Source organism: Actinomadura harenae, assembly GCF_003696215.1.
GTDB classification, from domain to species: Bacteria; Actinomycetota; Actinomycetes; order Streptosporangiales; family Streptosporangiaceae; genus Spirillospora; species Spirillospora harenae.
Genome location: NZ_RFFG01000185.1, coordinates 1 through 9,471, shown reverse-complemented (window position 1 = coordinate 9,471; position 9,471 = coordinate 1). Strand labels below are relative to the sequence as shown.

The following is a 9,471-nucleotide window of genomic DNA, read 5'->3' as shown; positions in this document are numbered from 1 at the left end:
GCCTCGCCGGGCGCGGCCCCCTCGGGGGCGAGCGCGGTCCCGACGATGCCGGGCGCGGCCCCCAAGGCCCCGGCCGTGCCGGCCGCCCCGGGCCACCCGGCCACGGTGCCCACGGCACAGGGCGAGGCCCGTCCGAACCCTGGGCCGGGACGTTCCGGACACTGACCCGGCGAGCCTGACCCGGCGAGCCTGACACGGCGAACGGCGCGGGCCGTCCGGTGAGCGATCACCGGACGGCCCGCGCCGTGGTCGCGGTCGTCCGCGTCAGTGGCGGACGAGCGGGGGCGGTTCGGGGACGTGGTGCATCCGCGCCCAGTCGCGGGCCATCGCGATGCGTTCGGGGCCGGTGGGGTGGTCGGACCAGAGCTGCGTCTCGAGGACGTCCGGTGTGAGCGTCGAGATGTTGCGGACCGACAGCTCGTGCTGCATGGTCGCGAACGTCGCCGGGTCGCGGGTGAGGTTGAGGGCGTGGGCGTCCGCGCGGGCCTCGACGTGGCGGCTCACCAGGTTCTGGACGGGCGCCTCGAGCTGTGTCGCGACCGCGATCAGCGCGAGGACGAGCGCGAGGGCGCGCGGGTCGGCCGCGCCCCGGTTCCGGGCCGACGGGTCGCGCGCGGCCTCGTCCTTGTCCGGACGGCGCGCGGCGGGCGCGGTGAGCCCGGCCCGGCGCAGCAGTCGCGGGGACGTGAGCAGCAGGTAGAGCAGGCACAGGCCGCCCGCCGCGCCGAGCGCCCCGATGAGCGTCCCGTGCAGGACGTCGCCGGACTTCGCGTGGCCGAGCTCGTGCGCGACGATCGATTCGATCCGGGGCGTGGACATCGAGGTCAGCAGGGTGTCGTAGACGACGATCCGGCGGGTGGAGCCGAAGCCGGAGACGTAGGCGTTCAGCGACGTCGTCCGGCGGGACGCGTCGGCGACCAGGACGTCCGAGACCGGGACGCCGTCGCGGCGGGCCATGTCGAGCAGGTCGGTGCGCAGCTGCCCGGCGGGGAGCGAGTGGAACGTGTTGAAGACCGGCTCGATCATGACCGGGTAGGCGAACGATCCGGCGATGACCAGGGCGCACGCGCCCGCGGCGGCGCCCGTCCACCAGTAGCGCGGGAAGCGGCGGATCAGGCCGACGAGCAGCAGCAGCCCGAGCGTGTAGGTGACCCAGGTCACGGCGAGCGACTTGACCTGGTCGACCAGCCAGCTCGGCCAGCTCTGCGTGGACAGCCCGTAGTCGCGCAGGATCGACTCGCCCCAGGCCGCGAACGGCATCGAGAGCGCCCAGGTCAGGGAGGTGAACGCGAGCGCGCCGATCAGGACGCGGAGGGGCCAGCGGCGCGTCCGGGCCGTGAGGAGCCCGAGGAGCCGTGCGCCGAGGGGGGTGAAGCCGAGGACGAGGACGACCGCGAGCACGGTGAACAGCCGGGCGTAGGCGGGCCAGTTGAGCGCGTGGTCGAACGCGGCGGCGCGGTGGATCTCGGCGGGCGTGAAGTCGGGCGCCGGGTCGGGCCTGACCCGTCCGCCGGGGACGTGGCCCGGCAGCGGCGTCCAGGGCGTCGTCAGGGCGATGATCACCGCGACCGCGGCGAAGAGGACGGCGGCCGTGATCGCCGCCGCCCTGCGCGGCCTCCGGTACGCCCGGGCCGTGTCCGTGCCGCCGCCGGGGCCGGGTGGTGAGGCGGGCGCCTCGGGCGGCTCCTGCGAGGGGGAGGTGGCGTCGCTCACGTGAGCTCCTTGCGGAGGTAGTCGCGCCAGTCGGCGGTGAAGGTGTCCGGAGGGAGGCCCAGGACCCGGCGCAGCGCGGCGGCCTCGGACTCCCGCCCGGCCGCCCGGTACAGGCGGACGAGGGCGGTTTCACCGTATCGGTCGGCGACCATGCGGCAGGCGAGCCACGCCTCCTGGTAGGCCTGGGAGAGCCGTCCGGACGCGCCGTCGAAGTCGTCCCGGGAGGGCAGGGCCGCGGGGACGCGTCCGGCGGCCACGTCGGCGGCCAGTTCGCGCGCGGCCGACTTCACGGGGACGTTCGCGTTCTTGTACCCGACGTAGTCGGCGAAGCCCTCGATGAGCCAGATCGGGGTGCGGCCGTCCCGCGCGCCGCCGGTGGCGACGTGGGTGAGCTCGTGGGTGAGGACGACGCGGCGTCCGAGATCGTTGAGGCGGCCGAACGCGGGGGAGACGACGACGCGGTCCTGGCCGGGGGAGCCGTCCGGGCCGGGCGTCACGACGGCGAGGGCGGCGAAGCGGGCGACGTCCTGGCCGTTCCCGGTCCCGGCGACGCGTCCGGCGAGGGCGGCGTCGGCGGGGGCCAGGGCGACCGCGCGGCGCGCCCAGGACGTCCCGGTGACCGCGGTGACGGCGGGCACGGCCGCGGCGAGGCGCCGGGCGATCTCGTCCAGCCCGGACGCGTCGCCGACGACCAGCGCCGGTCCCTTCCGGACGACCGTGAGCGGCCCGGCGTCGGTGATGTCGGAGTCGCCGACCAGACCGGCGGACGAGCCGTCCCCGATGATCGTCCAGGTGCCGGAGCGCGGGGCGAAGGCCAGGTGACGGGTGCGGGCGACCGGGCCGGTGTCGAAGCCGGTGATCCGGTAGCGCAGGGAGACCTGGACCACACCGGACGCGCCGTGGGGGCTCCCGGGGCGCTCCTCCCAGCCGTCCAGGGGGATCTTGGCCAGGTTGTCGAAGAGGCGGGCCTGGGCCTGCTGGAACGCGGCGGGCGCGTCCGCGACCGTGGCCATGAACGCGATCCGGTTCCGCTCCCGGACGGCCCGGGCCCGGTTCGCCAGGACGGCCGCGACGGCCCGCGGATCGGGCGTCCCGACGGGGGAGGCCGTGATCGTCCGGGGCCCGGCGTCCGGACGGCGCGTCAGGGCGAGGACCCCGGCCCCGGCGGCGAGGCAGGCGGCCGCGCCGCCGCCCGCGAGCATGCCGAGAGCCCGCCTCCGCGAGGGTTCCTCGGCGGTGACGGGCTCCAGGCGCTGCTCAGCGGCCTGCTCGCCGGTCGTCCCGGCGGCGGGCCCTGTGCCGGTGGCCGCACCCCTCTCGTCGTCCATGCGGCGATCCTAGGGCGCGGCCGGGAGATCGGATCAGCCGGAGTACTGCGGGTACCCGTAGCCGACGATCGTCGAGCTCGGACGGGTCTTGACCTCGACCTTGCCGCCGTCGGTGTTGCCCTCGACGGTCTTGACGGTGCCGTTCCCGTTGTCCTTGATCACCATCCCGACGTGCTGGATGGCGTCGATGCTCTTGCTGCCGTTCCAGGCGAAGAAGACGATCGCGCCGGGCTTGGCCGCGGTGCCCCAGCGCTTCTGCTGCTGGAACCACTTGGCGTGGGCGACGGTCCAGGCGTCCGAGCCGACCGAGCCGGCGAAGCCGACCTGGTGGCCGACCCAGGAGACGAACATGTCGCACCACTCGGCGTCGGCGTAGAGGCCGAGCGAGCCGCCGTCACGGGCGATGGTCTGCCTGGCCCGCTCGGTGCCCATGTACCACTGCTGGAACTTGGTCTTGCCCGCGCCGTCCTCGCTGATCCCGGCCTGCGAGGTCGCGATCTTGATCGCCTGCGCGGCGGTGGGCTTGCGCGGGGCGGGCTGCGCCGGGGCCTTGGGGGCCTCGTTGGCGGCCTGCGGAGCCGCCGGGGCGGCCTGCGGGGCCTGCTGCTGCGCGGCGGCGTGCTGCGGGGCCTCCTGCCGGGTCTCGGGGAGGGCGCCCTCGGCGTGCGCGGCGCCGGCGACGGCGGCCTGCGGCTTGAGGTCCTGCGGGGTGGTCGTCGAGGCGTGCGCGGTGGTGGCGGCGATGGTGCCGACCAGGGCCGCGCCCGCGACGAGGGCGCTCGTGGTGCGCACCGACTGGAAGACCGGGGTGGTGCGGATCGCCTGGGCCACCGGGGTCTTGCGCAGCGACTCGAGGACGGGGTGGAGCTTGGTGTGCTTGCCGTTCATGCTGGTGATCTCCTCGGCTTCCATGCCGCCTACCGGGTTAGCTGACGGGTTCGGGCGTGGAAGCTGCCCTACGGCCTCTGAGAGGCCGATTCACCCCAGGTGTTCGGTGGGTCCCCGGCTCTACGTCGGCGCGGCTGGCGCGCCGGGAGCGGACTCGGCGGCGGACGCCCTCGATGAGGCGCGTCCGGTACTGGATACGGACTGTCCCGCTACGGGACGGCTCGCGCTGGACGGCGAGCGGAGGGGAAGGATGGCCCGGCGGCGGGAGCGTGCCGGCCGCCGGGCCCTGCGGACCGCCGTCTAGTAGGGACGGACGGCGCCCGCGAAGGTCTTCTTGCGGTAGCTGTCGAGCTTGGCCACCCGGACGTGGTCGCCGGTGTGGGGGGCGTGGATCATGTAGAGCGTCCGGCCCTTTTTCTCGTAGACGATGCCCACGTGACCCTTGCCGTTAAAGAACACAAGGTCTCCTGGCGCCAGTTTGTTCCAAGCAACCCTGTTCTTTACCGAACGGAACTGATCCGTGGTGACGCGGGGCAGGTTCACCCCGGCCTTCCGGTAGGACCACTGGACGAGGCCTGAGCAGTCGAAGGCGTTGGGGCCCGCCGCACCGTACACGTACGGCTTGCCCTTCTTGGTGGCCGCGTACTTCAGCGCCTTCTGCGCGAGCTTCTGGCGCTGGGCCCAGGTCTTGGTCCGGGCCTGCTTGACCACCGTGCCCACGGGCTTGGCGGCCGCCGCGTGCGCGGCGGGTGCCGGACCGGCCAGCACGACGGGTGTCGCGACGGCGGCGGCGAACGCGAGGCCGCCTAGGGTCCGCACACGGCGGGAGGTGCTGCTGACAGCGTTGCTGGACAGGGGTTTCTCCTTTTTCCAGACGCCTACCGGGTTAGCTGCCGGGTTCGGGCGTGGAGCCGCCCTACGACGGGTCCCAGGTCGTTCTGGGGGAGGGACCGTCGATTCACCCCATGCGCCGCGGGAACGTGTCCGGAAATGGCTGTGGACGCGTTGGCGCAGATGGGTCCCCGGTTCCGCGCGCCGTCGCGCGGATTCGGCGTTGCCTGCTCGCCCCGGGGCGTGATGAGGCCGACGACGGGACCCTGATGTCCCGCGTGCGGGCGAGCGGCGTGATGTTGTGGGAACGCGGGCCCGTCAGAAGGGCCTCGCGGGGGCGGCAGGGCCGGGTAAAGGAATCCGCCGTGGCGCGCGTCTGGGCGCCATGCACGCCGTCAGCGTGCGCACGGGCGGGCCGGGCCTGCCGGGGGACGCGGCGCGTGGGGCGCGTCGCGAGCGGGGCGGCGGCGCCTGGAAGGCGTCCCCGCCGGATCCGCGGCGCCAGGGGGGCGTCGCGGGGTGGACGGCACCTGGAGGGCGCCGCGAGTGCCCACAAGGTAGCAAAGTTCAATCAGAAGGCAAATCAACCACAAAAAAGCCGTTGGGCCAGGTCAGAGACCCGGCCCAACGGCCGTGCAGCGGAATACCGCCCGGATCGCCCGTTCTCAGGGGCGTCCGGCGCCGTACCAGGCGCTCTGGTAGTAGCCAGAGCTGATGTCGGCGATCTGGACCACGGTGCCGGTGTGCGGCGCGTGGATCATCTTGCCGTTGCCGATGTAGAGGCCCACGTGCCCCAGGCTGTTGAAGAACACCAGGTCGCCCGGCTGGAGGTCGCTCTTGCTGACGTGCTTCACGTTCGCCCACTGGGCGTAGGTGTCGCGGCCGATGTCGACGCCCGCCGCCGCCCACGACTTCTCGGTCAGGCCCGAGCAGTCGTAGGAGTTGGGGCCGTCCGAGCCGTAGACGTACGGCTTGCCCATCTGCGAGTAGGCGAAGTCGATCGCCTTGCGGGCGTTGCCGGACGCCGGGCCGGTGTAGTGACCCCCGCCACCACCACCACTGCCGCCGCCGGAGCCGTTGTCCGTCGGGTCCTGGCCGCCGAGCTTGGCGAGGAGCTTCTTCTGGGCCTTGACCTGCTTGTCAAGGTCAGCCTTCTGCTTCTTCGCGTCGTTCAGCTTGGCCGTCACGTCGTCCAGCGTCTGCTGGGCCTGGGCCTTCTCCCGTGCCACGCGCTGGGCGGCGGCGAGGAACTGGGCGAGCGCGCCCGTCCGGTTCCGGGACAGCTGGGAGATGACCGCGGCCTGGTCGAGGACGACCTGCGGGTTGCCCGCCGAGACGAAGCCGGTGACCGAGTCGGTGTCACCGTTCTTGTAGGCGGTCGCCGCCATCTTGGCGATCGCCTGGCGCTGCGTCTCGTAGCTGCGCTGCTGGGCGTCCGACGCCTTCTTGGCCGCCGTCAGCTTCTTCCGGGCGGCCTTCAGCTGACTCTGGGTCTTGTTGTACTGCTGGACCGCCTGGTCGACCTGCTCGTTGAGCTTGGTGAGCTTCTTCTTGACTTCGTCGGCGCTCGGTTTGGCCGGGGCCGCGTCGGCGAAGCCCTGGGGGAGAGTGAGCGAGGTCGCCACGGCGAGGCATGCTGCCGCCAACACACGACGCGTTGTGGTGCCACGCTTGGGAACACTGGCCACGTTCGATATGCCCCTCTCGTCCAAGACGTCAGCGGACGACACTAGCGAGGGGTCACAGCAGCCACAACCGATTCCGGGTGATCTGGACTAGTTAAGCCCGGTTTACCTACGGTGTGTCACTCGTGACTCACGATGCGCGCGTGAAGAAGGCTCTCGGACTAGCTCCGGCCGAGGCGGCGCAGGAGGAGCGGGGACGGGACGGGGCGGGCGCCGGCGCGGCGGGCGGCGTCCTGGACCTCGCGGTCGGACGAGACGACGACGACGGCGCGGCCCCCGGGCTCGGCGCGGACGAGTTCGCCGATGAGCTCGTCGGCGGTCTGGCCGGGCTGGCTGAACAGGACGCGGACGCCGCGGGGCGCGACGGTGGCGACGGGGGCGTCGAGTTCGGCGCCGTCGAAGACGCAGGTGACCTCGGCGCGGGTCTGGGCGGCGAGGCCGCCGAGCCCGGACAGGAGGCGGGCGCGCTGGTCGGCGAGCGTGAGGTCGCCGTAGCCGGTCTTGGTGACGTTGTAGCCGTCCACGACCAGGTGGACGCCGGGGAGCTGGAGGAGCCGGTCGAGGAGCTGCGGGTCGCCGTCGGAGAGGGCGCGGCCGGGCAGGGCGCGGTGCGGCGGGAGGGCGGCGTCGGCGCCGGTCACCAGGTCGGCGGGACGGCCGATGGTCGACGGCAGGGCCAGCTCGCGCCGGACGCCCTGGGCGGCGTCCACGAGGGAGTCCAGGAGCATGCGGAGCCGGACGTCGTCGATGTTGCGGCCCTCGCGGGCGGCGCGCTTGGCGGCCTCCGTGCCGGCCTCGGCGCGCTCCAGGCGGACGCGGAGCCTGCGCAGTTCCTTCTCGGCGGTGACGCGGGCGTCGCGGGCCTCGGCCAGTTCGCGCTCGGTCCGCTCGGCCATCTCGTCGGCGCGTTCGCCTTCGGCCTTGGCCTTGGCGCGGGCCTCGTGGAGCTTGCGGCGCAGTTCGGAGATCTCGGCCTTGGCCTCGCGGAACTCGCCGCGCATGCGCTCGATGTCGGCGCCGCGGCTGGCGCGGGCGCTGGTGAGCTCGGCGCGGAGCTCGGCGATGCGGCGCTCGGCGCGCTCGCCCTCGGTCAGCGAGGCGGAGCGCTCCAGCTCGGCGCGGGCGTTCTCGACCAGAAGGTCCCAGCCGTCCGGGCGGAGCAGGTAGCCGAGGACGGCGACGCGGACGGGGTCGGCGGCGGCCGGGACGGCGCCGTCCTCGACGGCGGCGGCGAGGTCGGGGTGCGTCTCGCGTTCGGCCTCGCCGACGCGGGCGCGGAACCGCTCGTCGCGTTCGAGGAGGGCGGCGATGTGCTGCCCGGCGAGCTTGGCGCGCTTGCGCCGCTCGAACCGGGCGAACCGGCGGAGGGGGACGGGGACCTCGTCGAGCGGAAGGGCGCCGAGCAGCTCGGCGGCGGTCTCCACCACGCTCTGGCGGACCGCCTCGGGCAGGGGGCGGGGCGGGCGCTCCGCCGCCTCCGGGCCGCTGTCGATGATCTCGCTCCTTCTCGCCGGCCGTTCTTGAGATGACTGTTTCCCGAGGTCACCCGCCTCAACCGGTGGAGACCGGGGCCAAGCCTAGCGGTCCGGCGGCGGGACGTCCGGTGCGCGAGGCCCGGCGGGTGTTCTGTCGGTGCGATGGCCTACGGTCGCCGTCATGACGTCCGCGCAACACCTTCCCGGGTCAGCCCCCCGGCCGGCGGCGGCGCCGCTCCCCGGCCCCCGCGCGGTCCCCGCCGTCCCCGCGGTGTCCTCTCAGGGGGCGCCCGTGCAGGGCACGCTGGACGACCTGGGCACGCCGCTCGCCGACGTCACCTTCGTCGTGGTCGACCTGGAGACCACCGGGGGGTCGCCCGCCGACTGCGCCATCACCGAGATCGGGGCGGTGAAGGTGCGCGGCGGCGTGCACCTCGGCGACTTCGCGACCCTGGTCGATCCGGGCGGGCCGGTGCCGCCGTTCATCACGGCGCTGACCGGCATCACGACGCAGATGGTGATGGCCGCGCCGGGCGTCGGCGAGGTGCTGCCGTCGTTCCTGGAGTTCGCGCGGGGCAGTGTGCTGGTCGCGCACAACGCGCCGTTCGACATCGGGTTCCTCAAGGCGGCGTGCGCGCGGCTGGAGTACGCGTGGCCCGCGTTCCCCGTCGTCGACACGGTCGACCTCGCGCGCCGGGTGATGACCCGTGACGAGGTGCCGAACCACAAGCTCGGCACGCTCGCCCGCTACTTCCGCACCGAGACCGAGCCGTGCCACCGGGCGCTCGCCGACGCCAAGGCCACCGTGGACGTCCTGCACGGCCTCATCGAGCGGCTCGGATCGTTCGGGGTGACGTCCCTGGAGGAGCTGAAGGGGTTCGCGAAGGCGCCGACGCCCGAGCAGCGGCGCAAGCGGCACCTGGCCGAGAACGTGCCGAGCGAACCCGGCGTCTACCTGTTCGAGGACGGCGGCGGCGAGATCCTGTACGTGGGGAAGTCCACGGACATGCGCACCCGCGTCCGGTCGTACTTCACCGGTTCGGAGACGCGGTGGCGGGCGCGGGAGATGGTCGGCCTCGCCCAGCGGGTCCGGACGATCGTGTGCGCGACCGGCCTGGAGGCCGAGGTCCGCGAGCTGCGCCTCATCGCGGAGCACAAGCCCCGCTACAACCGGCGGTCGAAGTTCCCCGAGCGGGCGGTCTGGCTGAAGCTGACCGCCGAGCCGTTCCCGCGGCTGTCGGTGGTGCGCGAGTCCCGGGACGACGGGGCGGTGTACCTCGGGCCGCTGTCGTCGACGCGGCAGGCCGAGGAGGCGAAGGCGGCGCTGCACGAGGCCGTCCCGCTGCGGCAGTGCACCCAGCGGCTCACGCTGCGGCTGGTCGAGAAGGGCAAGGGCCGGGCGTGCGCGCTGGCCGATCTCGGCCGCTGCGGCGCGCCCTGCGTCGGCGACGAGACGCCGGACGAGTACGAGGCGCACGCCGACGCCGCCCGCGCCGCGATGCGCGGCGACGTCCGGCCGGTCGTGCGGGCGGCGCGGCGGCGCATCGCGCG

7 protein-coding genes and 2 riboswitches are annotated in these 9,471 nt (G+C 73.9%); of the genes, 1 reads left to right on the top strand and 6 read right to left on the bottom strand.

Annotated features, from left to right (window positions below):
• Positions 1–264: 264 nt before the first annotated feature.
• The 6 genes from EBO15_RS41610 to EBO15_RS41585 all read right to left on the bottom strand — a co-directional run bounded on the left by EBO15_RS41610 (position 265) and on the right by EBO15_RS41585 (position 7,872).
• The gene (locus tag EBO15_RS41610) at positions 265–1,713 is read right to left on the bottom strand and encodes a M48 family metallopeptidase (RefSeq protein WP_122199950.1); all 1,449 of its coding nucleotides are present in this window, start codon (positions 1,711–1,713) and stop codon (positions 265–267) included.
• Complete coding sequence (locus tag EBO15_RS41605; protein ID WP_233616837.1) at positions 1,710–3,041, bottom strand: basic secretory family protein; 1,332 nt, start codon at positions 3,039–3,041, stop codon at positions 1,710–1,712. The genes EBO15_RS41610 and EBO15_RS41605 overlap by 4 nt, the downstream gene beginning before the upstream one ends.
• Positions 3,042–3,074: 33 nt before the next feature.
• The gene (locus EBO15_RS41600; RefSeq protein ID WP_122199949.1) at positions 3,075–3,953 is read right to left on the bottom strand and encodes a CHAP domain-containing protein; all 879 of its coding nucleotides are present in this window, start codon (positions 3,951–3,953) and stop codon (positions 3,075–3,077) included.
• A riboswitch (cyclic di-AMP (ydaO/yuaA leader) is annotated at positions 3,940–4,070 on the bottom strand. It overlaps the preceding gene by 14 nt.
• Before the next feature lie 159 nt (positions 4,071–4,229).
• A complete protein-coding gene (locus EBO15_RS41595) occupies positions 4,230–4,748 on the bottom strand; it encodes a C40 family peptidase (protein WP_233616836.1) in 519 nt (172 codons plus the stop codon).
• Between the two features lie 40 nt (positions 4,749–4,788).
• A riboswitch (cyclic di-AMP (ydaO/yuaA leader) is annotated at positions 4,789–4,993 on the bottom strand.
• A 432-nt stretch (positions 4,994–5,425) separates the two neighbouring features.
• Positions 5,426–6,385, bottom strand: a complete 960-nt coding sequence (locus EBO15_RS41590; protein WP_122199947.1) for a C40 family peptidase — start codon at positions 6,383–6,385, stop codon at positions 5,426–5,428.
• A gap of 221 nt (positions 6,386–6,606) precedes the next feature.
• On the bottom strand, positions 6,607–7,872 hold the full coding sequence (locus EBO15_RS41585; protein ID WP_233616835.1) for an NYN domain-containing protein: 1,266 nt from the start codon (positions 7,870–7,872) through the stop codon (positions 6,607–6,609).
• A 229-nt stretch (positions 7,873–8,101) separates the two neighbouring features.
• Between EBO15_RS41585 and EBO15_RS41580 the strand changes: the two genes are divergently transcribed.
• A partial coding sequence (locus EBO15_RS41580; protein ID WP_122199945.1) for a DEDD exonuclease domain-containing protein occupies positions 8,102–9,471 on the top strand: 1,370 nt, incomplete at its 3' end.